General features: G+C 71.1%; 22 protein-coding genes. 12 read left to right on the top strand and 10 right to left on the bottom strand.

Going from position 1 to position 25305, the window contains the following annotated elements; genetic code table 11:
- The first annotated feature begins 61 nt into the window (after positions 1 to 61).
- The 4 genes from ACIRP2_RS08320 (at position 62) to ACIRP2_RS08305 (ending at position 6971) form a co-directional block, all read left to right on the top strand.
- Positions 62 to 790, top strand: coding sequence for a DUF6333 family protein (locus tag ACIRP2_RS08320; RefSeq protein ID WP_404247804.1), 729 nt, complete (start codon positions 62 to 64; stop codon positions 788 to 790).
- 156 nt (positions 791 to 946) lie between these two features.
- A complete protein-coding gene (locus ACIRP2_RS08315) occupies positions 947 to 3295 on the top strand; it encodes a hypothetical protein (RefSeq protein ID WP_404247802.1) in 2349 nt (782 codons plus the stop codon).
- A 549-nt stretch (positions 3296 to 3844) separates the two neighbouring features.
- The gene (locus ACIRP2_RS08310) at positions 3845 to 6073 is read left to right on the top strand and encodes an acetate--CoA ligase family protein (protein WP_404247800.1); all 2229 of its coding nucleotides are present in this window, start codon (positions 3845 to 3847) and stop codon (positions 6071 to 6073) included.
- Between the two features lie 67 nt (positions 6074 to 6140).
- Positions 6141 to 6971: an enoyl-CoA hydratase/isomerase family protein gene (locus ACIRP2_RS08305; protein ID WP_404247798.1), complete on the top strand. Its 831-nt coding sequence runs from the start codon at positions 6141 to 6143 to the stop codon at positions 6969 to 6971.
- Between the two features lie 142 nt (positions 6972 to 7113).
- Here the strand turns inward: ACIRP2_RS08305 and ACIRP2_RS08300 are convergent, their stop codons facing one another.
- From ACIRP2_RS08300 to ACIRP2_RS08290, 3 genes are all read right to left on the bottom strand, one after another.
- The gene (locus ACIRP2_RS08300) at positions 7114 to 7998 is read right to left on the bottom strand and encodes a hypothetical protein (protein WP_404247796.1); all 885 of its coding nucleotides are present in this window, start codon (positions 7996 to 7998) and stop codon (positions 7114 to 7116) included.
- 9 nt (positions 7999 to 8007) lie between these two features.
- Complete coding sequence (locus ACIRP2_RS08295) at positions 8008 to 8997, bottom strand: helix-turn-helix domain-containing protein (RefSeq protein ID WP_404247794.1); 990 nt, start codon at positions 8995 to 8997, stop codon at positions 8008 to 8010.
- Positions 8998 to 9273: 276 nt separating this feature from the next.
- Entirely contained in the window at positions 9274 to 9714 is a 441-nt protein-coding gene (locus ACIRP2_RS08290) for an ATP-binding protein (protein WP_404247792.1), read from the bottom strand.
- A gap of 156 nt (positions 9715 to 9870) precedes the next feature.
- Between ACIRP2_RS08290 and ACIRP2_RS08285 the strand changes: the two genes are divergently transcribed.
- Together ACIRP2_RS08285 and ACIRP2_RS08280 are read left to right on the top strand one after the other, a co-directional pair.
- Positions 9871 to 10749 (top strand): helix-turn-helix domain-containing protein, encoded by an 879-nt coding sequence (locus ACIRP2_RS08285; protein WP_404247790.1) that lies wholly within the window; start codon positions 9871 to 9873, stop codon positions 10747 to 10749.
- Positions 10746 to 10955, top strand: coding sequence for a DUF397 domain-containing protein (locus tag ACIRP2_RS08280; RefSeq protein ID WP_404247788.1), 210 nt, complete (start codon positions 10746 to 10748; stop codon positions 10953 to 10955). Before ACIRP2_RS08285 ends, ACIRP2_RS08280 begins: the two co-directional genes overlap by 4 nt.
- 49 nt (positions 10956 to 11004) lie before the next feature.
- Here the strand turns inward: ACIRP2_RS08280 and ACIRP2_RS08275 are convergent, their stop codons facing one another.
- Positions 11005 to 11958 (bottom strand): hypothetical protein, encoded by a 954-nt coding sequence (locus ACIRP2_RS08275; protein WP_404247786.1) that lies wholly within the window; start codon positions 11956 to 11958, stop codon positions 11005 to 11007.
- Positions 11959 to 12106: 148 nt separating this feature from the next.
- On the opposite strand from ACIRP2_RS08275, the gene ACIRP2_RS08270 reads away from it, so the two are divergent.
- A complete protein-coding gene (locus tag ACIRP2_RS08270) occupies positions 12107 to 12721 on the top strand; it encodes a flavin reductase family protein (protein ID WP_404249394.1) in 615 nt (204 codons plus the stop codon).
- A 184-nt stretch (positions 12722 to 12905) separates the two neighbouring features.
- Here ACIRP2_RS08270 and ACIRP2_RS08265 read toward each other — a convergent pair whose 3' ends face one another.
- From ACIRP2_RS08265 to ACIRP2_RS08255, 3 genes are all read right to left on the bottom strand, one after another.
- Positions 12906 to 15881 carry a M48 family metallopeptidase gene (locus ACIRP2_RS08265; RefSeq protein ID WP_404247784.1) on the bottom strand — a complete coding sequence of 992 codons (2976 nt, stop codon included), beginning with the start codon at positions 15879 to 15881 and terminating at the stop codon, positions 12906 to 12908.
- A 6-nt stretch (positions 15882 to 15887) separates the two neighbouring features.
- A complete protein-coding gene (locus ACIRP2_RS08260) occupies positions 15888 to 16421 on the bottom strand; it encodes a hypothetical protein (protein WP_404247782.1) in 534 nt (177 codons plus the stop codon).
- Between the two features lie 202 nt (positions 16422 to 16623).
- A complete protein-coding gene (locus ACIRP2_RS08255) occupies positions 16624 to 17967 on the bottom strand; it encodes an MFS transporter (RefSeq protein ID WP_404247780.1) in 1344 nt (447 codons plus the stop codon).
- Positions 17968 to 18140: 173 nt separating this feature from the next.
- On the opposite strand from ACIRP2_RS08255, the gene ACIRP2_RS08250 reads away from it, so the two are divergent.
- Complete coding sequence (locus ACIRP2_RS08250) at positions 18141 to 18476, top strand: hypothetical protein (protein WP_404247778.1); 336 nt, start codon at positions 18141 to 18143, stop codon at positions 18474 to 18476.
- Here the strand turns inward: ACIRP2_RS08250 and ACIRP2_RS08245 are convergent.
- Both ACIRP2_RS08245 and ACIRP2_RS08240 read right to left on the bottom strand, forming a co-directional pair.
- Entirely contained in the window at positions 18424 to 18840 is a 417-nt protein-coding gene (locus ACIRP2_RS08245; protein WP_404247776.1) for a DUF2809 domain-containing protein, read from the bottom strand. The genes ACIRP2_RS08250 and ACIRP2_RS08245 overlap by 53 nt on opposite strands.
- 35 nt (positions 18841 to 18875) lie before the next feature.
- Entirely contained in the window at positions 18876 to 20096 is a 1221-nt protein-coding gene (locus tag ACIRP2_RS08240) for an MFS transporter (protein ID WP_404249392.1), read from the bottom strand.
- 174 nt (positions 20097 to 20270) lie between these two features.
- On the opposite strand from ACIRP2_RS08240, the gene ACIRP2_RS08235 reads away from it, so the two are divergent.
- The 3 genes from ACIRP2_RS08235 (at position 20271) to ACIRP2_RS08225 (ending at position 22012) form a co-directional block, all read left to right on the top strand.
- The gene (locus ACIRP2_RS08235; RefSeq protein ID WP_404247774.1) at positions 20271 to 21254 is read left to right on the top strand and encodes a GlxA family transcriptional regulator; all 984 of its coding nucleotides are present in this window, start codon (positions 20271 to 20273) and stop codon (positions 21252 to 21254) included.
- Positions 21255 to 21531: 277 nt separating this feature from the next.
- Positions 21532 to 21783 carry a DUF6400 family protein gene (locus ACIRP2_RS08230; protein WP_362440297.1) on the top strand — a complete coding sequence of 84 codons (252 nt, stop codon included), beginning with the start codon at positions 21532 to 21534 and terminating at the stop codon, positions 21781 to 21783.
- Entirely contained in the window at positions 21767 to 22012 is a 246-nt protein-coding gene (locus ACIRP2_RS08225; RefSeq protein ID WP_404247772.1) for a hypothetical protein, read from the top strand. The genes ACIRP2_RS08230 and ACIRP2_RS08225 overlap by 17 nt, the downstream gene beginning before the upstream one ends.
- A gap of 136 nt (positions 22013 to 22148) precedes the next feature.
- Here ACIRP2_RS08225 and ACIRP2_RS08220 read toward each other — a convergent pair whose 3' ends face one another.
- Positions 22149 to 23165, bottom strand: coding sequence for a LacI family DNA-binding transcriptional regulator (locus ACIRP2_RS08220; RefSeq protein WP_404247770.1), 1017 nt, complete (start codon positions 23163 to 23165; stop codon positions 22149 to 22151).
- Between the two features lie 114 nt (positions 23166 to 23279).
- Between ACIRP2_RS08220 and ACIRP2_RS08215 the strand changes: the two genes are divergently transcribed.
- A complete protein-coding gene (locus ACIRP2_RS08215; protein WP_404247768.1) occupies positions 23280 to 25172 on the top strand; it encodes an amidohydrolase in 1893 nt (630 codons plus the stop codon).
- Positions 25173 to 25305: the final 133 nt, after the last annotated feature.

Raw genomic sequence — 25305 nt, 5'->3', positions numbered from 1 at the left:
CAGGGAGGGGATTCTCACGGCCCGCGCCGTGATCCTTGTCGATGGCCGCGGAGGCAATCCGATGACTGACAACGACTTCTGGGAGTACCCGCCGGAGCAGGACGTCGCGCAACACGGGGAGTTCAGGCTCACCCTCGTCGAGCGGCCCTTCCCCACCGGCGGAGGGGCTCTGCCCGCTCATGACCCCTCACGGGCACGGGAGTTCGCCTCTGCTTTGGGCACCGTCGACACGGTGGTGGAGGAGGTCGACCGGATCGAGGCGACCGAGCGGCCTCCCTTCGCCACCCGCGCGGACCTCGACCTGGTCAGCGTCGGATGCTGGGGAACGGTGACCGAGATCAACGATCCCGCCCTGGTGTTCACCGGGGGAACCTTTCCCCTCGCCGAGCAGGCGGACGCGCTTGCCGAGCGCTTTCCCGGTGCAGTCGTCATCGGCTCGGCAGCGATCGACTACAACGTGAGCTACGGCACCCATGCGATCTACCACCCGGGCGGGGTACGCCTGTTCGCCGCAGGGTGGAGCGGTGAGGAGGACTGGGACCGTCAAGGCACCCCGCAGGACGTCGTCGACGCCTTCGGCATCGGCACCGACGCCCTGGAAGGGAAGGGCATCGACCTCCACGCCCACCCCGGGGCCTTCCCCTGGGAGGGTCTTACGCGACTCGCCCTCCAGCGCGTCACCCCGCTGCTCCGCAAGGGCCGCACCCTGTCCGTGTTCCGCGTCCGGCACACCGAGGAGACCACAGGCAACCTGGAAGACACCTGGATCGGCGAGTTCGACGCGTTCTGACCGCACCGATCCGAAAAAACCCGCCAGTTGGCGGGGACATGCCGATCAAACCCCGGAGACGCACCCGGCTCATCCCCCTAGTGTGGGCAACAGACGGCGCACACACATCAGTTGGCCTCGAAACCGACGGCGCCGCGTTCTCACGGGGAGAAGTCAGTGAGCATTCGGATACATCAACCTGCGCGCCACAGGCACGCGTGGACGCGCCTCGCGCTCGCCCTCACCGCCGCGGCGGCCGTGACCCTGACCGGCCTGCCCTCCCTCGATCAGGCGGAGGCAGCGAAGGCACCCAACGTCAAGCCGGTGCGGTGCGACGAGAAGTTCCTCAAGAAGCAGTTCCCCTCCACCCCGGCCAACTCGGGCCCGCCGGACAGCCTTCCGTACGACGCGTGGCCGAACGACGAGAACTACACCTATGACAACCCGGCGAAGGCGTATGACGGGGTGCTGCCGCCGACCGACGCCCAGCGCGCGGCCGCGGGGAAGAACTACCGCAAGTGGCAGCGCAAGTACAACAAGACGAAGAATCCGGCGGACAAGGTCATGGAGATCTACGCCCGCTACAACAAACAGTACGACAACCCCAAGGGCTACCAGGACTTCAAGCGCTACCTCGACGTGCGCTACGTCGGCAACCACGGCAACCCGCCCCGGGGTGAAGCGTTCGAGGCCCGCATGGTCAAGAAGTACAACATGATCGGCCCCGACTGGTGGTGCCAGGACCCGATCGAGTACACCGACCCCGAGACCGGCGAGAAGCGCACCCGCGTCGTGGACGCACACAACCGGCGCACCGAGCGCAAGGTCGAGATGAAGTCCAACGGCAAGATCGAGAACGACCAGCTCACGGCCGACCGGCAGATCGCCAAGGAGAGGCCGAAGTCGACGTTCCGGTATCTGACCGGCGCCAAGACCGAGGATTCGACGAAGAAAAAGATCCAGCAGTTCGACGACGACCTCAAGCGGGACCGAGGCACCAACCGCACCCAGGCCGGGGTCAACGAACGCCGGTCGAACGCCATCGAACGCACCCAGAAGCCGAACGCCTACACCAACTACGACAAGCGGTTCAACCCCGATCCGCTCAAGGGCGGCCGGGGGCCGATCATCGACCAGGCCCTGCGGTCCGGGAAGACGGTCGAGGAAGCGCGCCGGCTTCAGGCGATGTACAACCAGAACAACCGCGGCGGCTACTTCGGCCGCGGGCCGGGCGGCATCGACTTCTCCACCCTGGAGATCAACTACGTCGGCACCCCGGTCAAGGGCAAGGGCCTCGACTATTCGATGAGGGCCGACTACGTCAAGGACCCGGACGAGAACCCCGGCTACGGCGGCGACGCCAAGCTCCAGCTCGCCTCGGACGCCTTCTTCACCTGGCTCGCCCTGACCCCGGACAAGTTCTGGGTCAACCTCAACCCGATCCGCCCCGACGTGATCATGGACAAGGAGTTCGCCAAGACCGACGCCGGGCGCGTCCTGCTGGAGGCCGACCTGACCCTCAAGCACGACTACGCGGATGCGATGAACCCCGACAAGTACGAGCGCGGCGAACGCTTCTGGCGCGCAGCTCCCCGCACCCCGGAAGGCATGCCGTGCCTGCCCATCATCCGCCAGTGGATCACCCCGAAGCCTGCGAAGATCCGGGAGCAGGACGGCGGCATCTACATCCTTGACGCGCCGCTGAAGGTCAACATGGAGGTCCCCACCGGACCGGACGTGCCGCCGAACGCCTGCAAGCTCACCGAGGCGCAGACCAAGCAGGCCGAGAGCCTGATCCTCACGGTGATCCAGCCGGAGCTGGAGCGTCGCGTCAACGACGACAAGTCCTACGCCGACCTGCGTCGCGTCTACTCCTCGCGCGTGGCCGCCGAGTACATCCGCCGCCAGGACGCGATCGGCCCCACCGACTTCCGCAAGATCATCAACAGCAACGACGTCAAGCGGTGGCCGCTCAGGGCCGAGAACAAGGACTGGGACAAGAAGACCGTCTACGACAAGTACGTCGACTCGTTCAAGAACGGCGACTACAAGTTCGAGCGCGTCTACGACGGCAAGGTGTGGATCCTGTCCATGGGCGGGGTCGATTTCTCCAAGGCACCGAAGAAGAACATCAGCCGCACTCAGTTCAACACCCAGCACCGCGGCCTGGACAAGACCACCAGGACATCCGTCCGGACCGAGGTGACCTACCAGGACAGTGAGACCGCCTACCTCGGCGGGTCCGCCGCGGACCAGCCCACCAGCCCGGAGGACCCGAAGCCGACCCCGACCCCGACCGGCTCGCACGACCCGAAACCGACCGGCACCCCGTCGACGCCGGCACCCGGACCGTCCACGCCCGGCGGTGACAAGACGACTCCGCCGGCGAAGGGCACGAACGGTGACCTCGCCGACACCGGCAACAACGCCCCCGTCGGCCTGATCGCCGGCGCGGCCGCGGCGCTCGCCGTGGCAGGCGGCGCGCTGACGTGGTGGATGCGACGCCGAAGGGCCGCAGGCAGCTAGGTGCCGTGACCGGCAAGGTGTGCCCCGTAAGGAGCGTCGTCCAGCGCGTGCGATCGCAAGGCGGCCGGAAGTCCTTGTAGCGGAGCTACCGGGACTTCTGGCCAACGCAGCGAGCGTGCGTGCGGGGCGGCGCCTACGGGGCAAAGCTTGCCGGGAGGGGCACTGGCCCGTCCGAGGCGTCTTCGCACACACGCTGTCCCCCGCACCGGTGCCCAGGGTGCGGGGGACAGCCCTTTTCGTGCCCCGGCGTCGCGGCGCGTCCGTCCGCCGCGGGCAGTGGCCGCTGCTCCACGGCAGTGAGGTCCGGACGGTCCGCCGGTCCGCGCCTCCGCCCGTGCGTCGGGCGCGGAAGCGGACCCGGTGGCACCGCATGCGACCGGAACGCACCGTCCGGCCGCGACCCGCACGGCACCGGGCATCCGCCCGTCTCAGCCTTTGCCTGCACACCCATTCCTGACGGAGCGTCAGTTCAGTAACCTGACAGAGTGTCAGCTTCGGGCTGGCCGAGCACGATCACCCGACGGACCTCTAGCAGGAGTGGGCGGAACGATGCTTGGATCGACTCACGGCACCCTCACCACCGACTTCCGCGCCAGGGTGGTGGCCTGCGGCGAAGAGCCGTACGCCATCGTCCACAGCATGGCGGCAGCCGCCGCGGAGGGCGATCTCGATGTCAGCGGCCGCCCGCTGCACGCGCCGGTGCCGGATCTGGACCGGTTCTTCCGGCCCGAGTCCGTCGCCGTCATCGGCGCGTCCGACACTGAGGGGCGGCCCCATACCGGGATCACCCGACAGCTGATCGGCTGGGCCGAGCGCGTCGGGGCGCGGCTGTATCCCGTGCATCCCAGCCGGGAGTCCGTGTTCGGGCGGCCCTGCTCCCCTTCCGTCGCGGACCTGCCGGAGGAGGTCGATCTGGCCGTGCTGCTGGTCGGCGATCCGCTCCCGGTCATCGAGGAACTCGCACAGGCCAAGGTGAAGTTCGCCGTCGCCTTCGCCTCCGGGTTCGCCGAGACCGGTGAGGAGGGAGCCGCCGCCCAGGCCCGGCTGGCCGCGGCGGTGGAACGGTCCGGACTGCGGCTGCTCGGGCCGAACACCAACCTCAACGCCTTCGAGCGGTTCCGGGACGACCTGGACGGGCCCGCCATCGCTCTGATCACCCAGTCCGGTCACCAGGGCCGCCCCGTCTACACCCTTCAGGAACTGGGCGTGCGGCTCTCGCACTGGGCGCCCACGGGCAACGAGGCCGATCTGGAGACCGCCGACTTCATCTCGTACTTCTCACAGCGCCCCGAGGTCGGGGCCATCGCCTGCTACGTCGAGGGGCTCAAGGACGGGCGCTCCTTCCTGCTGGCCGCGGACCGGGCGGCACGAGCCGGCGTTCCGGTGGTGGCGGTCAAGGTGGGGCGTACGGAGACGGGGGCCAGGATGGCCGCGTCACACACCGGCAAGCTGACCGGCGCCGACCAGGTGGTGGACGCGGCGATGCGGCAGTTCGGCGTGATCCGGGTGGACGGGCTCGACGAACTCCAGGACACCGCGGCCCTGCTGGCCCGCGCGCGGAAGCCGCAGGCCGACGGGGTCGTCGTGTATTCGATCTCGGGCGGCACGGGCGCGCACTTCTCGGACCTGGCGACCGGCGCGGGACTGAAGATCCCCACCCTGTCCGAGGAGAAGCAGCGCGAGCTGCACGAGTGGATCCCCGGCTATCTGAACGTGGCGAACCCGGTCGACAACGGCGGCCACCCGGTCGGCGACTGGCGCGGGCGGAAGATCATCGACGCGATCCTCGCCGACCCCGACGTCGGGGTGCTGATCTGTCCGATCACCGGCCCCTTCCCCCCGATGAGCGACAAACTCGCGCAGGACCTGGTGGACGCGGCGGAGACCACGGACAAGCTGGTGTGCGTGGTGTGGGGTTCGCCCGTGGGTACGGAGGACGCCTACCGCACGACGCTGCTGGGCTCGTCCCGCGTCGCCACCTTCCGTACCTTCGGCAATTGCATCACCGCCGTGAAGGCCTATCTGGACCACCACCGGTTCACCGCGTCCTACCGCTCCCCCTTCGACGAGGCGCCGCGCACGCCGTCGCCCTCGTTCCGCAAGGCACAGGCACTGATGCGCCCGGGACAGCAGCTGAGCGAGCACGCGGCGAAGCAGTTGCTGCGGGCGTACGGAATCCGCGTTCCGCGCGAGCAGCTGGTGACCAGCGCCGCCGCGTCCGTACGGGCGGCGGGGCTGGTCGGCTACCCGGTCGTCATGAAGGCGTCGGGCGCCCGGCTCGCCCACAAGACCGAGCTGGGCCTGGTCAAGGTCGGGCTCACCTCCGCGAGCCAGGTGCGCGACGCGTATCGGGAGCTGACCGACATCGCGCGGTACGAGGGCATCGAGCTGGACGGCATCCTGGTCTGCCAGATGGTCGAGCGGGGCGTCGAGATGATGGTCGGGGTCACGCAGGACGCGTTGTTCGGACCGACGGTGACGGTCGGACTCGGTGGCGTGCTGGTCGAGGTGCTGCACGACGCGGCGGTTCGCGTACCACCGTTCGGCGAGGACCAGGCGCGGTCGATGCTCGGCGAACTGCGCGGCCGGGCTCTGCTGGAGGGCGTACGCGGCGGCCCGCCGGTGGACGTGGACGCGCTCGTCGAGGTCGTGCTGCGGGTGCAGCGCATGGCGCTGGAACTGGGCGACGACCTCGCCGAGCTGGACATCAACCCGCTGATGGTGCTGGGGCGGGGGCAGGGCGCGGTGGCGCTGGACGCGCTGGCCGTCTGCCGCTGACCGGTCACCCCGCCGACCGCCTCGATGGCCACGCCACCGGCCACACCACTCACCCAGGAGCTGCCTCATGCCGTCCTCCCCCGAAGACACCGCCGAGTCCACCGAACCGCTTGATTCATTGGTACTCCACGCCACCGACAACGGCGTCTCCTGGATCACGCTCAACCGCCCCGAGGCGATGAACGCCGTCACCTGGGACCAGCGGGAACGCGTCATCGCTCTGCTCGCCGAGGCCTCCGCCGACCCGGCCGTCCGGGCCGTCGTCCTCACCGCCACCGGCCGCGGCTTCTGCGCGGGCGCCGACCTGCGCGGCGCCCCCGCGACGGGCGACCGGGTGCCGGGCGACGTCGCCCGCACCATCCGGCTCGGCGCCCAGCGCCTGATCGCCGCGGTTCTGGACTGCGAGAAGCCGGTGATCGCGGCCGTCAACGGCACGGCGGCCGGCATCGGCGCGCACCTCGCATTCGCCTGTGATCTGGTGCTGGCCGCCGAGTCGGCGAAGTTCATCGAGGTGTTCGTACGCCGTGGCCTCGTACCCGATGGCGGCGGAGCGTACCTTCTGCCGCGCCTGATCGGTCCGCGGCGCGCCAAGGAACTGATGTTCTTCGGCGACTCGCTCCGGGCCGCGGAGGCGGAACGGCTGGGGCTGGTCAACCGGGTCGTCCCGGACGAGGAGTTGGCGGCGACCGCCCGCGCGTGGGCGCAGCGGCTGGCCGAGGGGCCGACCCGGGCGATCGCCGCGACCAAGCAGCTCGTCAACGCATCGCTGGACTCCGACCGGGCGACGGCCTTCGCGGCGGAGGCGAATGCCCAGGAGATCAATATGACCACGCAGGACGCCAACGAGGGGGTGGCGAGCTTCGTGGAGCGGCGCACGCCGAAGTACCGGGGGCTGTGAGCGGCCCTGGGGCGCTCACAGCGTCCTCCCCTGCCGCGGGGTGCCACTGCCCGTGGTCCGTAGCCACGGGACTCCTGCCGTGCTGTGCGGTCGGGACCCGCCGGTTGACGTGGGCCACCGGCGGGTCCCGACCACAACCTGCCTACCCCTCGGCGAAGACATCCTCGACCGACGCGGCGGCGGGAGCACGCAGGAGCCAACGACTCAGAACGTCGAGATCGGCGCAGCCCAGGATGCGTTCACGCGCCTCGTCAGGCACGTCCACACCCGACTGCTCAAGGAAAAGCAGGATGCCCCGCGCAATGCCCTCCGCGCGGCCCTCTGCACGGCCTTCGTCCCGGATTTCCTCCGACATGAAGGACTTGTAAAAGGAAAGGTCCACGGCCACCAGGTTCCTCCACTGTTGTGCGGCCGGGCGGTTGCCCAGGCCTTGTGCGGTGAGTTCGACGATGGGGTTGGCGATGGTTTCCGGTACGTCCCGCAGAGCGGTGGACAGCGTTTTCAGTATGGCACCGATGTCCGGATCGCCTGCGTGTGTGATCGCCGCCAGCGTGGTCAGCGCCAGGTCCTTGCGGGCCTCCGCCACCTCCGTGATCACCGGCATGTTGTGCGGGCCCGCGACGAGGGCCTGCAGGGTGAGTGCAGGCGACTGCGGGTGGCCCACTTGGAACGGGCGGGCTGCCCATTCGGCGGTCGCTCTGTCCTGGCAGACGACCAGCAGCATGGGAGGCAGCTTGTACTTCGCCTGAAGGTACGACAGGTAGTACATCCAACTCGCGGGCTTGTCCGGGTCCTTCTTGCCCTGGGCCTCGATCGCGAGGAGGTACGACTGGTCGTCCTCCATGTCGATGCGCAGCAGGGTGTCGACACGGCGTTCGAGGGGCCTGTTCTCGGTGAGGTCCGTGGGCATGACGGTGGCCGAGGCGGGTGGGCCGATCGTGACCCCCAGTACCTCGGAGACGCGGGAGAAGAGCCCCGGGTACTCCTGAAAGATGCGGTGCATCGCCTCGTGGGACGAGCTGACCATGTGGGTTTCCTAGAGTTGTCGAACGGTCAAATGGATGTTGTCGGTCCGGCAGTCGGGGCACTCTCCTGACTGCGCCGCACGGAATGCCCGGTCGCAGCTCTCGCAGTTCTGCAGCGGGAAGGGCCGGGGCGGGAGATCGGCCGGGGATCGGAACGGAGGCAGCGGCGGAAGCCGGGCCGTCAGCCGGTGCGCGAGGAGCCCGGCGGGGCGGAGCAGCCGTTCGGGTGGGAGTTCGCTGGTCAGGGCGTGTTCCACGGCTGCGGGGCCGACCTCGCGCTCCAGCCATGTGGCGACCCCCGGGGCCAGGACGCCCACGTCCTGCACGGACAGCAGCAGGCGCGGGTCCTTGTGGTGCAGTCCGGCGAGCAGGTCGGCGGCGGTCCGGAGGAGGGACGCTGCGGGAAAGGCCGGCTGCGGCACGAGCAGGGGCGTGGACCGGCCGTGCGGGGCGCGCTCGCGACGTGGCGCGGGCTCGCGGCGCGGTGCGGGCGGAGTGCGGTCCGCAGATCCGAGCGGACACGTGTCGTCGGCTTCGGCCTCCCTGCGTGGTCGGCCGGGGGCGAGCGGCCGGGCCTTCCGTTGCGGGTGCGGCGGACAGTCGCGACCCGGCCGGGTGTCCGCGGGCCGCCGGTCGGCAGGCTGGTTGCAGGAGACGGTACGGGTGACGATGCGGCCGTCGGCCAGGCGCGTGCGGGAGCGTCGCAGGTAGCCGTGGGCTTCGAGTTCGCGTAACGCGGCGGCGATCCGGCCCTCGCTCTCGGGGAAGCGGGCGGCGAGGTCCTTGATGCCGATCCTGGCTCCGGCGGGCAGCGACTGGATGTGCGCGGCCAGCCCGATCGCGGTGAGGGAGAGCTCGCGGTGCTGGGTGAGGTGGTTGCCCACGACCGTGAAACGGCCGGTGTGCCGCGAGTTGTCGTGCACGACGCCGGAGTACGGCGTGGCGCCTCCGCGTGCACGGGACGGGGAGGGCAAGGGCGCGCTAATCTGCTGGGTATCCATCGGGAAGGTCCGTCTTCCTCGTTGGTCAGGCCCTCGATCGGGATGCCAGTCCCGGCCGGGGGCCGTCGCATGTCTGGTGGTTGATCGTCGCGGTGAGCATATTCCAGGCAACCCGCCTGAATGGCCGCCAAGTTGGCCAATCTCACCCATGTGGGTGACGGGCGGCAGGGTGGGGTCGGGAAGGTTCATTTCCCCAGTTCTTCAAGGCTTTTGATGTCGTGCGGAGCCGCGTCGCGGGCCACCGGGTCGCGGAAATCCGCGACCCGGTGGCGGCGGTCACGGCGCGAGGTCGAGTTCGGCCCAGACGGTCTTACGGGGAAGTGGTCCGGGACTCACACCCCAACGATCCGCGAGCGCCTCGACGATCAGCAGGCCGCGCCCGGATTCGGCGTCGTCACCCGGGACGGCCACGCCCGCCGGAAGAAACGGAAGGCAGTCACCACGGGCATCGCTCACCTCGATCCGCAGCAGCGCGCCGCCGTCGTGAACCGTGAGGCCCAGCCGGAAGTCCCGCCCCGGAACCCGGCCATGGACCACGGCGTTGGCCGCCAGCTCGGCAACGATCTGCGCGGCCGACTCCGACGGGATCCCCCACTCGCCCAGATGTGCGGTGACGAGCAGCCGGGCGAGCCTGGCTCCCCGGCGGGTGGGCGAGAGCAGGACGCTGAACGCGCGGCTGGGGGCGGGGGGTTGAGAGAGGGTGATTTCTTGATTCACGTCACTCAGCGTGGTCGGCAACACCTACGCTGACCAGTGATCAAGCGGATGCGTACGGTGACTGTCCGGCGCTTGTCCGGAGGTGTCCGGGCTGTCCGGAGCAGGCATGTGGGTAGGTGGTGCCGCGATCGTGACGGCACGTCGGAGGTGGCGCGAATGCGGGTGGATGCGAACAGTGCGGAACGGCCCGGGGTCGAGACGGACGAGCCCGGCTGGGAGGTCGACCCGGACGACGAGTCGGGAGCGGCCGTCGTCGCCACGGTGGGGCGGCAGTTGAGGCTGCGCCGGGAGGCGGCCGGTATGCGGGCGGCCGAGTTCGGCGTGGCGATCGGGTACGGGGAGGACCAGGTCTACAAGGTCGAGGCAGGGAAGCGGATTCCGCGCCCGGAGTTTCTGGACAGGGCGGACGAGGTGCTGGGCGCGGGCGGGCTGATCACCGCGATGAAGAAGGACGTGGCGGAGGTCCGGTACCCGAAGAAGATCCGGGACTTGGCGCGGATGGAGGCGCGGGCGGTCGAGCTGCTGTCGTACGGCGACCACAACCTGCACGGTCTCCTGCAGACGGAGGAGCATGCTCGGGCGTTGCTGAGGACGAGACGTCCGGCCCTGTCGGACGACGAAGTGGAGCGCGGTGTCGCGGCCCGCATGGCCCGACGCTCCGTCTTCGACCGCTCGCCGGCCCCGGAGCTGAGTTTTGTTCAGGAGGAGGCTACGCTCAGCCGCCCCACCGGAGGCAGGATGGTGCTGCGCAGGCAGCTGGAACACCTCTTGGAGGTAGGGCAGTTGCGCAACGTCGAAATTCAGGTGATGCCGACGGCGCACTGGGATCATCCTGGGACAGGCGGGCGGATTCAGATGCTGAAGTTCGAGGACGGCACGGCAGTCGGGCGTTCCGATGACGAGTTCGGCGGTCGCCCCGTCTCCAGCCCGAAGCAGCTACGGATCCTTGAACTCCGCTATGGCATCATCCGGGCGGAGGCTCTCAGCGCACGGGAGTCGCTGGCCTTCATCGAGCGAGCGCTGGGAGAGACATGATCCGGAAGACCTCTGCTGGGGAAGACTCCGAGCTGGCATGGTTCAGGAGCAGCTACAGCGACAGCAGCAATCCCAACGACTGCGTCGAGGTCGCAACCACGCCCGGTACGGTCCACGTCCGCGACTCGAAGAACGCGCGAGGCCCCCGGCTCGCCGTCACCCCCGACACCTGGGCGGACTTCGTCACGTACGCCGCCGGAAACTGACGCTCGAACACGCCCCGCCTCGCCTCGCCGGGAGGGAACGGGCGGCCGCTCACCGCCTGAGCGTGTACCAGTCCGGTGAGTCCAGATCGCCGTACTCCCGATTGAGTTCGGGCCGGTCCGGCGTGCCGCTGATGCGCCAGCCGTCGGCGTCGCCGCCGAAGGAGCAGCCCTCGATGTCGATCCGCACGCTCTGGCTCCAGGTGTCGGTCTCCCCGGGCTCGTAGGACCACGTACCCCGCCCAGAGCAGCGGTACTTCCCGGGTTCCGACACAGCACCGGACTCGACCGCGGAGTCGTGGGCCGTCAGCGCATCGGCGCGCGCCGTGCCGTCGGCGGCCAGTCGCAGCGTGCCGCCCTCTCCGTCGTTCCAGGCCCCGACCAGTCGAGCGGCGTCGACCCTCGGCGGGCGGTACTCCGTGATCAGTCCGGTGGTGAACACCGCCGTACCGAGCCCGAACACGGCCACGGCGGCGAGCACGCCGTAGCCGAGGATGCGCCGGAGCCGGCCCCCGCGCAGCGCGGCGTCCCGGGCCATGAGGGCCGCCCCCGTCAGCAGCACCGCCCCGGTGAACCAGCCCAGGATCAGCGGGCCGGCGCCCGGACGCCGGGCGAAGCCGAAGACCGCCGCGCCCGCGGTCATCAGCACCACGGCGACGACCGGCACCCACCACCACACGTCGCGGCCGGTGAACCGGGCGCTCGCCCAGCGGGCCGCGGACGCCGTGGGCAGCACCGCGAGCAGACTCGCCACCAGCGCGAACGGGCCACCGAAGCAGACGAGGAACGGTGTGAGGAGCAGACTCGTTCCTGGGCCGTCCGGCGGGGCGGGCGAGGGCACGGCAAGTTCCGCGAACCCCGCGACCTCGACGCCGAGCACGGCCCCCATGAACAGCGCACCCGCGCCCGCCAGGATCGACCGTCCGGTCCACAGCTCCGGCAGGCCGTGGAGCGCCTCGGCATCCCCGGGCGTCTTCTCAGCGTTTCCTGCGGCAGGTATCGGCATGTGGTCCCCTCCCCGTACGTATCCTCGCGCACGGGGGAGGGCCGGTCCCGGCACCTCGACCGGCCGGGTCGATCCGTGACCGAGCTCACGGGGGTTCCCATCTGACACATCGTCAGTTTCAATGGGAAGCGTGATGGGACACGCAGGCATGGCCGCCACCGCCGTCCGGTACCTCAGGTCCGTCGGCGCCTCCACCACTGCGGGGACGGCGCCGGTCGATCCGCTGCCGCGCCCGGATCTCCGGGCTGTCGCGGACGACGAGCGCCCCCCGGTCGACGCATCCGAATTCCGCCGTGTACTGGGTCACTTCGCCAGCGGGGTCACCCTCGTCACCGCGCACGCCCCGGACGACGAGGCAGGTCCGGCGGGCTTCGCCTGCCAGTCGTTCGCGTCGCTCTCCCTCGACCCGCCGCTGGTCACCTTCATGGTCGCCCGTACATCGACGACCTGGCCGCGCATCGCCCGCGCCGGGGCCTTCTGCGTCAACATCCTCGGCGCGGAACAGGGCGCGCTGTGCCGGAGCTTCGCGGTCAGCGGGGCCGACAAGTTCGCGGGCGTGCCGTACGAGCCGGCCCCCGCGACCGGGTCGCCGCTGCTGGACTCCGTACCGGCCTGGATCGACTGCCGCATCCACGCCGTCCACACCGGCGGCGACCATCTGATCGTGGTCGGCCGGGTGGAGGCCCTGGGGGCGGCGGACGGCGGCGATCCGCTGCTGTTCCACCGGGGGAGGTTCGGGCGGTTCGGGCCGCTGACCGGATGAGCGTGCGTCAGGACCCGGCTCCTGAGAGGCGGACCGAACGGCCCGCCCAAAGGTCGTGCCGGACGACGTCCGCGATCTCGATCGGCCGGTTGAAGGCACCACCGGAACGACGACCTCCACCGCCGGTACGGTGGCCTCCGTGGCCTCCACCGTCTCCGAGGCCCGGACGCTCCGAGCCGACCGGTCACCAGCCCGGCTCACGCGCCTTCCGCGTGGAACTCAAGTAGCCCTCGTAACCCGCATCGCGCAGCACAGTGTCGACTCTCCTCATGACTTTCACGGTGCTGTTCCCAGCCGTGATCAGTTCCCGCATCGCGCTGACGAACAGGGTGATGTCCTGCTGTTTCAGTGCGCGTTCACAGTCGGTGCTGCCCTTCTGCGCGCTGAGGCCGAGGGCCTGCCAGGCAGCCTGCGCCTCACGGTCGGGCACACGGAAGTAGGCGTGGTCCACCCAGCCGGCGATTCTGCCGAAGTCGGCGCAGGTGGGCCGGAGGCGAGCCAGATAGGGCAGCCGGGTGTTCTTGGTGTCCACCGCCGAGCGCAGGACGGCGCGCAGGTAGTCGTTGTCGGCCTTGGCATGTTCCAACAGATACCGGCCGCCCAGCCGATGCCAGGCGTGGACCTGCCGTGCCCTGGTCCCGGCGGACACCGTCACGACCGTGACATGCATCCACTGCCGAGCCGTTCGCTGGGTGGTGGCGGCGTCGGGCACCGTGGTGTGGAATTTCGCCAGGGAGACCGGTTCCACCACAGCGACCGCCATCGCCGCCACCACGGCCATGACCGTCCCCAGGCACGCGCCGAGGCGGCGGACACCGGCCGCTCGGCCGCCGGAGTGTGCGGGCTCCTCGCCCGACACGTCTGTCCGTCGCGCCCCTCGCGGGCGCACGCGTCGGACGAGTGATCCGGCTGCGGCCACCAGGAGCGCGCTGATCGCCGCGAGCGCGAGGACACTGTTGACCAGGCGCGGCAGCGTCCACGACATGGTGTCCCAGACCGGATGCCAGGAGCAACTGCTCTCCAGGGTGTTCAGCGGTCCGACGCAGCCGTCCGACGAGACGAGCAGGACCATCCCCGCGAGTCCCAGCAGGGCTGCCGACTCCGCCGCGATCAGGGCGGCGACCAGTCGGCGCCCTCGGCCCGACCGCGCCGCGGCGGCGGCCACTGCCGCTGGCACCACCAGGGCGACGAACAGCCATGCCAGATAGTTCGCTTCGTGGACGCCGGCCTGCTGCGGATCGGTCGGCGGTGCGGGCAGAAGAGCCTGCGCACCCGCGACAGCGAGCCAGCACGCGACCCCGCCCAGCGCCCCGGGCCGCAGAGCCCGGCGCAGGGGCGGCAACGGTTCCAACACCGCCGCCTTCCGGCCTCCACCGTCGGGCAGGGCGTTACTCACCCAGCGGGGAGTGCCCGGGGCCCGGCCGAGCGCCCAGGCCGTCAGCGGGACCACCCAGAGGGCCGCGATCGCGGCGGGAATCAGCGGCGAGGCGACAAATCCGCCCAGAATCGGCCAGACGGCCGCCATGGCGGTCACGACGGCCGAACGATCCGTCGCCGTACCACCGGAAGCACCAACACCGGGGAACACGTCCAGTACTCCCTGTCGCATGCCGCTGCTGCTGTACGACGCCCCGGCCGCCCAGGACGCCCCGTCCATGGTCCACCAGGCGAACCAGGCGGCCAGCACCAGCGTGGCGGACCCCAGACCGACCAGCAGCGGCGGACGGAGGGAGCGCCCGCGCCAGGTACCGACCCAGAGACGGGCGCACTGGGTGACCCACCAGGCGAACGCGACCCCGGCGCACACGACGAGGAGCAGTAGCACCGGCCGCTGCGGAAGCCATTGGGCACCGCTCAACCCGTATCCGGTCAACAGCCCGCCGACACCGAACCCAGCGCCGAGCCACAGACCGGCCCGCACTCCCGAAGGGACCCGGTCGCCCGTCAGGACCGCGTAGGACACCGACCGCCACAGCGCGGTCCCGATCACCCCTGCGACCAGAGTGGCCGGGGTCAGCGAGACCAACTGGACCCGCCACAGGCTGTACAGGTCGTAGGTCGACAGATAGGTCAGCAGATGAATGTTGACCATCGCAGCCGCGGCTCCGGTCAGAAACATCGGCAGAGCGCGGGCCCCGAACAGTGGTGCCGGATCTGCCAGAGCGCCGCGGCGTTCCTCCCACTGCGGATGCATACCCCAGAGCCCCCGCAGTGACCAGAGCGCGCCGCGGAGTCTGCCGCCAGCCGGGGGCCGTGCCGCGACGTCCCACTTGTGCGGGTCCGCGCCCCAGCGCACCGCCGCCAGATCCGCGTAGATCTCCCGGCTGCGCAGCACGTCCGACCGCGCCAAGTAGACCAGCGCGACCGTGAGGGCGGGCAGCAGCAGGACACGGGTGAGCGATGGTACGTCGCTGGGCTCACCCCACCTGGTGAGGAAGCCATGGACCTGCCTGCTGGACCAGACGAGGTAGGGAAGCAGGACCAGGGCGAGGAACACGCGCCAGACGGCGACCGTGCCGTAGGTGACGGTGATGTCCCGGTTGGCGATATGGGCGAACTCGTGGAGAATCACCGCCCGGAAGCGCTCCGGGTCACTGCGCCGACAGGCGAGCAGACCGCCGAACAGGCACACGGTCGGCCGACGGTTGCGGCCGAAAACCACGGCACCGGTGGCGAGCGAGGCCCGGTCCACGACCACCCGCGGCAGCCGGGCCAGACCTGCGGTCGCTGCCAAATCGGTCAGCAGCACCCGGATCTCGCCGTCCGGATCCGCCGATTCCAGCGGAACGGCAGACCTGTGCCGGGCCTTCCAGACGGGCAGCAGGAAGAACAGCAACGCAGCGGTGACGGACAGCAGGACCGGCCAGCTGTAGATCAGCCACTGTGCGGGCGGTGGCGCGTACTTGGCCATACAGCCCCGATAGGCCACAGCCTGGCTGAGGGCGTTGATCACCGAGACCATGTCCCCGCCCCGGTCCGGGTCAATCCCTGTCGCGAGAGAACAGCCCAACGCATCCGTACGGTGCAGAGATTTGATGACGGGCAGCATCATCGCCCCGCCCGCGGCGAGCATCAGGACCACCAGCAGGGCGAACCGCGCAGTCGTTCCCGCGCCCATCGCCCGTTCATCGACCCGGGGCCGGGGGGCCGTCGCGCCCATGGCGCCCTAGCCTTCCGGCGTGGAACCGGCGACGGCGGGCGAGTCCGGCCCGCCGTCGTTCGAAGAGGACGGATCGGCCAGGATCAGGCCGGCCACGACCGCGTTCGCGACCTCCGAGGCCTGCGCGGCGGCGAGACCGCGCTGCTCGGCGGTCTCCAGCACCAGCCGCTTCACTTCGGCAAGCTGCTCACGGGTGAGCGGGGGCACCATGACTGGCGGACGGCTTCTGCGGAACAGTCGGCGCAGCGCACCGACCGACTCCCTCGACGCGCGCTCCATGGCAATGTCGCCAATGCGCCGGGCCGCCTGGTCCAGGGCCAGCCAGGCCACCGGGGTGACCAGCACAGCGATCTCGCCCACGCCGAAGCCCAGCGGTTCCCGCCGCTGCCCGTGGCCGTTCAGACGCCGGACGGCGGTGGCGTCATCGAGTTCCAGAAGCCCTTCGAGCAGCGGAAGTTCGTCCGTTGCCAGCTTGGTGACCACCTCACGGACCAGATCGCGGACCGGGCGCCCTTGGGACGGGTGCGTCTCTGAACCCATGTGATCCCTCCCCCAGGAGCCTGGGCCTCTCCGCGATGACCGGGTCCGGCTCTGATAACCACTGTGGCACGGAAGCCAGGTGGCCGGCAGGAGAACGGTCCGACGCCCGACCGAACCGGCCACAGCCAGGGCAGCGGCCACCGCGTCCGCCCACCACCGTCAGCCGCGTCCGCCGTCAGCGTCAGCAAAGTCCGCCACACCCTCAGCCGAGTCCCGCGGCGGCGCCCGCCGGTTCCCTGACCCGTCGGATCACCAGCGCCATCAGCGCCGCCGTCGCGCACAGCGCCCCCGAGGCGTACCAGACCACGTCGTAAGAGCCGAACACGTCGCGCGCCACACCGCCCAGGAACGCCACCAGTGCCGCGCCGACCTGGTGGGAGGCGAGGACCCAGCCGAAGACGATGGCGCTGTCCTCGCCGTACTGCTCGCGGCACAGCGCCAGCGTCGGCGGGACGGTGGCGACCCAGTCCAGGCCGTAGAAGACGATGAAGAACACCATCGGCGGATGCACCGTCGGAGCCATCAGCATCGGCAGGAAGAGCAGCGAGACGCCGCGCAGCGCGTAGTAGACGGCGAGGAGACGGCGGGCGTCGAACCGGTCGGTGAGCCAGCCGGAGAAGACCGTGCCGATGATGTCGAAGACCCCGATGACGGCGAGCAGCGAGGCCGCCGCGGTGATGGGCATGCCGTGGTCGTGGGCCGACGGCACGAAGTGGGTCCGGATCAGGCCGTTGGTCGAGGCGCCGCAGATCGCGAACGTGCCCGCGAGCAGCCAGAACGGTCCGGTGCGCGCCGCGTCGGCCAGTACGCGTACGGTCCGCCTCGCCGCGCCGCGTGCGGGCGCGGGCTTGGCCACGTACGTGCCGCCGTACGGGGCGAGGCCCACATCGGCCGGGTGGTCGTGCAGCAGGAGCCAGACGAACGGGACGACGACCAGCGCGGCGAGCGCCACGGTCACCGAGGCCGGGCGCCAGCCGTGCTCGTCGACGATCCAGGCGCACAGCGGCAGGAAGACCAGCTGTCCGGAGGCGCCCGCCGCGGTGAGGATGCCGGTGACCAGGCCGCGCCGGGCGACGAACCAGCGGTTGGTGACCGTGGCCGAGAAGGCCAGCGCCATCGAGCCGGTGCCGAGGCCGACGAGCAGCCCCCAATAGATCATCAACTGCCAGGAAGCCGTCATCCAGACACTGGCCAGCGCCCCGGCCGCCACCGCGCCGAGCGCGACGACGACGACCCGGCGGATGCCGAACCGGTCCATCAGCGCGGCGGCGAACGGCGCGGTGAGCCCGTACAGCGCCATGTCGATGGAGACCGCGAGTCCGATCTCGCCGCGCGACCAGCCGAATTCCGTGTGGAGCGGGTCGATGAGGAGGCCGGGCAGGGAGTTGAACGCGGCGCCGCCGATGATCGTCACGAAGGTGACGACGGCGACGAGCCAGGCGCGGTGAACGCGCAGGCGGGAGCGCCGGCCGGGGGCTGCGGGGGTGGCCTGCCGGTCGTCGTCCCGGGCGGCGCTTTCGGTTGTCTGGGTCACGTCGCTCAGCATCCGGTCCGCGTTCCGATGCGGACGAGTGGCCGGAGGGACACCATTCGAAGAGATCGGGCCACCAGGGATCGACGTCTTCCGGCCCTGCGGTGCTCGAAGGCGCGTACGATCACCTGTCGTTCGGCGGCCGTTGCGCCGCCGCGCCTTCGCCGCGTACCGAACCGGGGGATCTCATGCAGTGGGCAGCACGCCAGCATTTCCACCACCGCTCCGCGCTGATGCAGGCCTGGGGCGCCGTGCTGCTGGTCGTCGCCTGCGTCCTGTGGGTCCGGCTGGGCTTCCTGCTGGCGGACCAGTGGGACGCGTACTGCTACCGCGTCTCGCAGTGCGAGGCGGTCACCGAGGTGCCGAAGCAGCTCACCCTTCTGGGGATCTCCGCCCTCCTGTCCGTCCTCGGCACGGCGCTGCTCGTCGCGGGCAGTGTGCGCAGGCAGACCAGCGCCCATGTCTTCGAGGTCATCGAGATGCAGAAGTCCGAGGAGCGCGAGCGGGCGAAGCAGCAGCGGTGACCGGGGCCACCACCGCCCAGGCGAACCCCGCCCCCACCGCGTACCAGAACAGATCGGGGGCGTTGAAGGTCGATCCCAGCACCAGCCGCGCGACCGCGCTGTGGCGGGAGAGTTCCGCGGGCAGCCCGGTCAGCTGCAGCAGCTCGACCGACCAGCTGAACAGGAGCGCCGCTCCGGCCTGGACGGCCGGCCGGGCGCGGGGCGCGGCCACGGCGACCAGGAAGCAGATCAGCACGGTGTAGAGCGCGTCCCCGGCGTACTTGGCGACGTCACCGTCCGCGAACGCTCTGACGCCGAGCCCGGCGAGGACGGTCAGCACCGCGGCCCCGGCTGCGACCGCGCGTGCCCGTGATGCCGTCCGCACCCCCCGGGACACCGTCCCCTCCGGCCCGCCCCCGCTCACCCGATCCGCTCCAGCCGCCGGATCGGCCGGGCCACCAGCAGTACCGCCACCACCACCAGGTTGATCACCGCTCCGGCCAGCAGCACCTCGGGAGCGCCCACCCGGTCCGCGACCGGCCCCGCCAGCGCCCGGCCCGCCGCCAGCATCAGCAGGGAGCCCGCCACGTCGTACGCGTGCAGGCGGTTCAGCGCCTCGGGCGGCACATGGGTCTGGACCGTCGTCGACCACATCACCAGCCAGAACGCGAACGCCGCGCCGGCCACGAACTGCCCCGCCCCGAGCGCGGCCACCGGCATGCCCAGGCCGAGCACCACCAGGTTCACGCAGACCGCGGTCAGCGCGACGGCTCCGGCCGCGAGCGGGCGGCGCGGTCGCAGCCGCAGGGCGAGCAGCCCGCCGACGACGCTGCCCGCGCCGTTCACCGCCATCATCACGCCGTACGTCCCCGAGCCGTGCGCCTCGGTGACCTGGACCGCGGTCAGCGGCAGCATCGGGCCGAGCACCGCGAAGCCGTACACCGTCCAGATCGCGATCACCCCCCACAGCCAGCTTCGGGCCCGGAACTCCCTCCATCCGTCGGCCAGTTCGGCAAGGAACGTACCTCGGTGCACCTCGTCCGCGGGAGCCGGGGCGAGCCGCAGCAGGAAGAGGCAGAGACCGGAGACCAGGAACGTCGACGCGTTCGCCGCGTAGACCGCGCCGGCGCTGGCGAACCCGACGAGCATGCCCGCGAAGGCCGGTCCCGCCATGGTCATGAGTGCCTCGGAGACCCGGAGCACCGCGTTGGCACGCTGCACGTCCGGGGCGACCCGGGGCACGGTCGAGGCGACGCCCGGCTGGAAGAGCGCGGCACCCACCCCGGCCACCGCGCTCAGTGCGTACACCGCCCACAGCGGCGGGTTGCCGACGGCGAAGGAGACCGCCAGCACGGAGGCCCCGACCAGCCGCAGCGCATCGGCGATGATCATCATCCGGCGAGGGGTGAACCGGTCCGCCAGTACGCCGCCGAAGAGCACGAAGAGCGCCAGCGGCCCCATCCAGGCCGCCAGCGCATACCCCACCGACGAGTGCGGCCGGCCGGCTCCCAGCAGGCCCGCGGTGAGCGCCACCGGGATCATGCCGTCACCGAAGAGCGCGGCGGTGCGGGCGACGAAGAAGAGCCGGAAGTTGCGGTTCCAGAGCTCGGCGGGCCGGATGCCCCCCAGGCCCGCGCCCAGGCCCGCACCGAGGTCACCGCCCGGCGGCTCCCCACGCGAAGAACCGGACAAAAGGGACGACGGGCTCTCGCCGCGAACGGCGGGAATGCGCGGGTGCTCCGCTGACTTTTCCTTCACGGCAGTGACATGTACCAGTTGAAGGTCTATACCACTAGGGGTGAAGGGAGTCCGCCAATGCCGCACCGAATCGCCGTCCTGGCCCTCGACGGGCTGCTCCCCTTCGAACTGGGCATCCCACAAAGGATTTTCGGCCTGTCGCTCGGTTTCGAACCGCACAACAAGGGCCGCAAACTCTATGAAGTCGTGACCTGTTCCATCCGCCCGCCGGGCCCGGTCCGCACCGACGCGGACTTCACGATCACCGTCGAACGCGGCCCGGAGACGCTGGCCACCGCCGACACGATCGTGATCCCCGCCAGTTACGAACTCGGCCCCGTCTACACGGAGGGCAGGCTCACCGACGAACTGGCCGCCGCGTTCGCGCACATCAGGCCGGGCACCCGGATGGTCTCCATCTGCACGGGCAGTTACGTGCTGGCCGCCGCCGGATATCTCGACGGGCGGCCCGCCACCACCCACTGGTCGCACGCCGACCACTTCCAGCAGCTCTTCCCCGAGATCCGGGTCGACCCGGACGTCCTGTTCATCGACGACGGGGACGTACTGACCTCCGCCGGGGTCGCCGCCGGAATCGACCTCTGCCTGCACATCGTGCGCCGCGACCACGGCACCGCCGTCGCCAACGACGTGGCCCGCCGCACGGTCGTACCCCCGCACCGGGACGGCGGGCAGGCCCAGTACATCCAGCGCCCCGTGCCCGAGGCCCAGCTCGCGACCACCACCTCGGCACGGGCCTGGGCGCTCGGCCGGCTGGAGCGTCCGATCCTGCTGCGCGACATGGCGCAGCAGGAGTCGATGAGCGTACGGACGTTCACCCGGCGGTTCCGGGAGGAGGTCGGGGTCAGCCCCGTGCAGTGGCTGACCCGGCAGCGGGTCGAGCGGGCCCGGCAGCTGCTGGAGTCGACGGACCTGTCGATCGACCAGGTGGCACGGGACGCGGGCTTCGGGACACCCACGTCGCTGCGGCAGCATCTGCAGGCGGCACTGGGAGTGTCCCCCACGGTGTACCGGCGCACGTTTCGCGCGGGGAAGGCCTGACCGGGCGCGCAGGCCGTCATTGCTTCCGCACCGCTCGGACCGCCCCGCCCCGACGCCCTGGACGACCTCATGAAGTACGTCACAGCGGCGCGGGTGGACCGCGCCCGCCGTCGGGGCCCCGTCGCCGGCAACGCCCCACCCCCGCCGACGGATCCGAGGATCGCTCCCCCCGGGCGTGGGGGCCGCTCCGCTCCAGAGCGGCTTAGGTCACCCTTCCCCGCCACCGCTCCCGCCTGATAGGCATGTGAAGCATCACCGGCACTTCGGAAGTTTCGCCATGAAAAAGGGAAATCCAGACAGTCTCATACCCTTCACCATCGATCTGACGTTCGAGGAAGCTCGGCGTCGGGCCGAGGTCGTGACCGCACTCGGACCCGACTGGGACCCGATCGCCGCCCTCCAGGGCGAGGAAGAGGCGTACGCGCTCCTCTACTCGGGCCTGGACGCCGAACAGCAGCGCACCTACGACCTGCTGGTGGCGGCCGGCGTCCTGCCGGGAAGGGGGCCGGGCCGTGCGACTGCCCATTGATCCGCAGGCGGACGTGGCCCGACGCGCCTGGATGCCCTGCCCCGTCTGCGACGACGCCCGTCACTGCGAGAACTGCGCCGACCTCCGTACCTGCCGTGAGCACTGGCGCTACCTGATCTCCAACAACGGACCGGTCGTCCATCTCCAGTGTCCGCAGTGCACCCACATGTGGTCCGTGAACACGCGCCCCGACGTCACCCCGCGCGACAGCGGCACCTTCGGCGGCTGACCGACGGCGACACTGCCGGGCGCGGTACCGGGACACGCGGGCCCGGCAGCGGGTCGAGCGGGCCCGGCAGCTGCCGGAGCCGACGGACCTGTCGATCGAGGCCCGGCTCCGGTCGTGTCCGGGCCGTCCGTCGGGATCACGGTGGCCCCTGTCGGCCGGGCCGGGTGCGGCGGCGCGAGGAGCCGCGGGGGTGCAGGACCGCCGGAACGGTCAGGGCGCCGGGGGTCGGTGGCGGGGCGGTGGGAGAGAGCCGGGAGACCAGGGCCGTCACCGCGGTCTCGGCGATCGTCGCGGGGCGCAGCGTCACGGTGCTCACCGACGGATCGCTCTCGGCGTAGGCCGGGTCCTCGCTGGCGCAGACGAGGAGCAGGTCGTCGGGGATCCGCAGGCCGTGGCGGGCCGCCGCGGCCACGACCTGACGGCCGCCGGGGTCGTAGATCGTGTAGACCGCGTCGCAGGCGCGGGCGGCGAAGACCGCGTCGAAGGCGTGGCCCGGGGTGTCGTAGGGGTCGCAGGTGAGGAACAGCGTCCTGTGGCCGTGCTCGCGGCACCACTGCTCGTACGCGCGGGTCACGGCCCGGGTGTAGTGCTCATCGCCGTACCCGGCATGCAGGGCGATCCGTCGGGCGCCCGAGGCCGCCAGGTGGCCGAGGACCTCGCGCGTGGTGGCGGTGTGGTCGTTGTCGACCCAGACGTCCTCGGGCCGCGGATCGACGGGCCGGCCGTCGAAGACGAGCGGGATGCCTCGGGCGCGCAGGGCACGCAGCACCGGGTCGCCCGCGGGGCTGTCGAGGAGCAGCATGCCGTCCACGGTGAGGGTGTGCCACGGTGTCTCGGCACCGCGGGCGGCGGGGAGGATGGTCAGGGCGTAGCCGTGGGCGTGCGCGGTGGCGGTGGCGGCGGTCAGGAGCCGGGCGAAGTAAGGGACTTCGAGGAAGTTCCAGGCCGATCCGGCGTAGGTCGTGACGGCCACGCCCAGGTTCCCCCCGGTCTGCGGGGTCCGCCGGGCGCCGTAGCCGAGCGCGGTGGCCACCTCGCGGACCCGGCGGCGCGTGGCGTCGGCGAGCCGGCCGGTCCCGTTGAGAGCGTGCGAGACGGTGGCGGTGGAGACCTCCGCGGCACGGGCGACATCGGCGAGGGTGGGCCCTGACATGGCGCCATCGTAGGGATTGCGGTGCGGATTCCGTCGTACGGGGTGGGTTCTGGTTACGGCGTTAATCAATGAGGGTCCGGCCACGGTAGACGCAGCCCAACCCTTGGAGCAGTCATGACTTCTTCTTTCGCCCGACGGAGCGTGCTCGCCGCGGGTGCGGCCGGACTGGTGGGTGCGGCAGCCGGCCCCGCGGCCGCCGCGCAGCGGGGTGCCGCGCACCGCAGTTCCGCGGCCATGGTCATCCACAACGCACGGGTGTTCACCGGGCTGCCCGGCGCCCGCCCCGTCGAGGCCGTGGCCGTCGGGCGCGACGGCCGGATTCTCGCCACCGGCCGGAATCGCGAACTGCGCCGCCTCGCCGGCCGGGACACCGAGATCGTCGATGCGCGCGGGGCCACCGTGATGAGCGGCATCCACGACGGCCATGTGCACCCGCTCGGCGCGGGCGAGCGTTCGCTGCGCCCCTCCCTGGAGGGCGCCGAGACGACCGCCGAGGAACTCCTTGCGATCCTCACGGGTTTCCTCAAGGACACGCCCGGCCAGGAGCCCGACGGCTGGCTGGTGGTCTCGGACTGGAACCCGGTCGGGCTGCTGCCGCAGGGCACCCTGCCCCACCACTCCCTGCTCGACACGCTCCCCACCCGTCGCCCGATCGCCCTCCTCGGGGGCGACGGCCACAACGCCTGGGTCAACGCCCGCGCCCTTCAGATCGCAGGCATCACCGCGGCGACCCCCGATCCGGTGGGCGGGAAGATCGTGAAGGGGCCGGACGGGAAGCCCAGCGGGGTGCTCAAGGACGACGCCCAGGACCTGGTGACCCGCCACATCCCGGAGCCGAGCGAGGCCGAACTGGTCGCCGCCTGCTCCCGGGTCCTCGCCCAGGTGGCGGCCTCCGGGGTGACCACGATGATGGACGCGGCCGTCGGGCTGGATCAGCTGAAGACATATCAGGCCCTGGCCAGAGCAGGGAAGTTGCCACAGCGGATCGTCCCCGCGATCAAGATCGACACGGGCCTGGCGAAGGACCCGGCGGCGGCGCTCGCTCATGCGCGCGGGCTGCAGCGCGCGTTCCGGGACGTACCCGGGCTGCGGTTCGGGACGAGCAAGGTGTTCCTCGACGGGGTGATCGAGTACCCGGCGCAGACCGCGGCGCTCCTGGAGCCCTATCTGGACGGCTCCGGACACCCGACGGACAACCGGGGTGAGCTGTACGTCTCCGGGCAGGACTACGGGCGGCTGACCGCGGCCTTCAACCGGGCCGGCTGGCAGATGCACGCCCACGGGCTCGGCGACCGCGCGGTGCGCACGGCACTCGACGGATATGCGTACGCCCGGCGCACGACCGGGCTGCGCGACGCCCGGAACACCATCGCACACCTCCAGTTGGTGGACCCGGCGGATCTGGGACGGTTCGCCGCGCTGGACGTCGTGGCCTGCATGCAGCTCCAGTGGGCGGAACAGGACACATGGACGATGGAGGCCCTCCTGCCGTACATCGGGCCCGAGCGGCACCGGTGGATGTACCCCGCCCGCTCCCTGGAGCGGCACGGGGCCCGGCTCTCGGGCGGCTCGGACTGGCCGGTGGACCCGCTCCAGGTGTGGAACCAGGTCCGTACGGCGATCGACCGCACGGGCGCGGAGGGCGACGGGCCGCTCCACCGGGAGCTGGAGGGGCTGAGCCGTACGTCGGCGCTGCGCATGCACACGCAGGGGACGGCATGGCAGCTGCGCATGGACCATCTGACGGGAACGGTCCGGCGCGGTCTGGCCGCGGATCTGATCGTTCTCGACCGTGATGTGACGCGCTGCCCGGTGGCGGACATCAGTGACACCCGTGTCGAACTGACCCTGGTGGACGGCCGGGTCGTCCACGACGCGCGCACCTCGGCGGGCCGGGCCGCGGCCGCGCGACTCGACCGGGCCGCCGCCGCGCCCCGCCCGTCGGCATACGCGGCGGTGCACGGCGGACGACACAACGCCTGCGGCTGCGGCAGCGACCGGCCGTAGCGGTCCTCGGCTCCGCGCCCCTGCCCGGCGAGCGGCGCCCGTCCGGGCCACGCCCCGCACGGAACGCCGTCCGGCAGGGGCGGCCGCACCAACCACTCCCTTTCGCGTCCCCCACGGCACGGCGGTGTCCCGC

Source organism: Streptomyces sp. NPDC101194 (assembly GCF_044767885.1).
Lineage (GTDB): Bacteria > Actinomycetota > Actinomycetes > Streptomycetales > Streptomycetaceae > Streptomyces.
Note: the sequence above shows the minus strand (reverse complement) of the source record. Positions and strands in the feature narration are given on the sequence as shown.

Bases quoted from the DNA above. Each gene is read 5' to 3' on its own strand.
- ACIRP2_RS08320 (WP_404247804.1), top strand. From the start codon at position 62: ATGACTGACAACGACTTCTGGGAGTACCCGCCGGAGCAGGACGTCGCG.
- ACIRP2_RS08310 (WP_404247800.1), top strand. From the start codon at position 3,845: ATGCTTGGATCGACTCACGGCACCCTCACCACCGACTTCCGCGCCAGG.
- ACIRP2_RS08305 (WP_404247798.1), top strand. From the start codon at position 6,141: ATGCCGTCCTCCCCCGAAGACACCGCCGAGTCCACCGAACCGCTTGAT.
- ACIRP2_RS08300 (WP_404247796.1), bottom strand. From the start codon at position 7,998: ATGGTCAGCTCGTCCCACGAGGCGATGCACCGCATCTTTCAGGAGTAC.
- ACIRP2_RS08295 (WP_404247794.1), bottom strand. From the start codon at position 8,997: ATGGATACCCAGCAGATTAGCGCGCCCTTGCCCTCCCCGTCCCGTGCA.
- ACIRP2_RS08285 (WP_404247790.1), top strand. From the start codon at position 9,871: ATGCGGGTGGATGCGAACAGTGCGGAACGGCCCGGGGTCGAGACGGAC.
- ACIRP2_RS08280 (WP_404247788.1), top strand. From the start codon at position 10,746: ATGATCCGGAAGACCTCTGCTGGGGAAGACTCCGAGCTGGCATGGTTC.
- ACIRP2_RS08275 (WP_404247786.1), bottom strand. From the start codon at position 11,958: ATGCCGATACCTGCCGCAGGAAACGCTGAGAAGACGCCCGGGGATGCC.
- ACIRP2_RS08270 (WP_404249394.1), top strand. From the start codon at position 12,107: ATGGCCGCCACCGCCGTCCGGTACCTCAGGTCCGTCGGCGCCTCCACC.
- ACIRP2_RS08265 (WP_404247784.1), bottom strand. From the start codon at position 15,881: ATGGGCGCGACGGCCCCCCGGCCCCGGGTCGATGAACGGGCGATGGGC.
- ACIRP2_RS08260 (WP_404247782.1), bottom strand. From the start codon at position 16,421: ATGGGTTCAGAGACGCACCCGTCCCAAGGGCGCCCGGTCCGCGATCTG.
- ACIRP2_RS08255 (WP_404247780.1), bottom strand. From the start codon at position 17,967: ATGCTGAGCGACGTGACCCAGACAACCGAAAGCGCCGCCCGGGACGAC.
- ACIRP2_RS08250 (WP_404247778.1), top strand. From the start codon at position 18,141: ATGCAGTGGGCAGCACGCCAGCATTTCCACCACCGCTCCGCGCTGATG.
- ACIRP2_RS08235 (WP_404247774.1), top strand. From the start codon at position 20,271: ATGCCGCACCGAATCGCCGTCCTGGCCCTCGACGGGCTGCTCCCCTTC.
- ACIRP2_RS08230 (WP_362440297.1), top strand. From the start codon at position 21,532: ATGAAAAAGGGAAATCCAGACAGTCTCATACCCTTCACCATCGATCTG.
- ACIRP2_RS08220 (WP_404247770.1), bottom strand. From the start codon at position 23,165: ATGTCAGGGCCCACCCTCGCCGATGTCGCCCGTGCCGCGGAGGTCTCC.
- ACIRP2_RS08215 (WP_404247768.1), top strand. From the start codon at position 23,280: ATGACTTCTTCTTTCGCCCGACGGAGCGTGCTCGCCGCGGGTGCGGCC.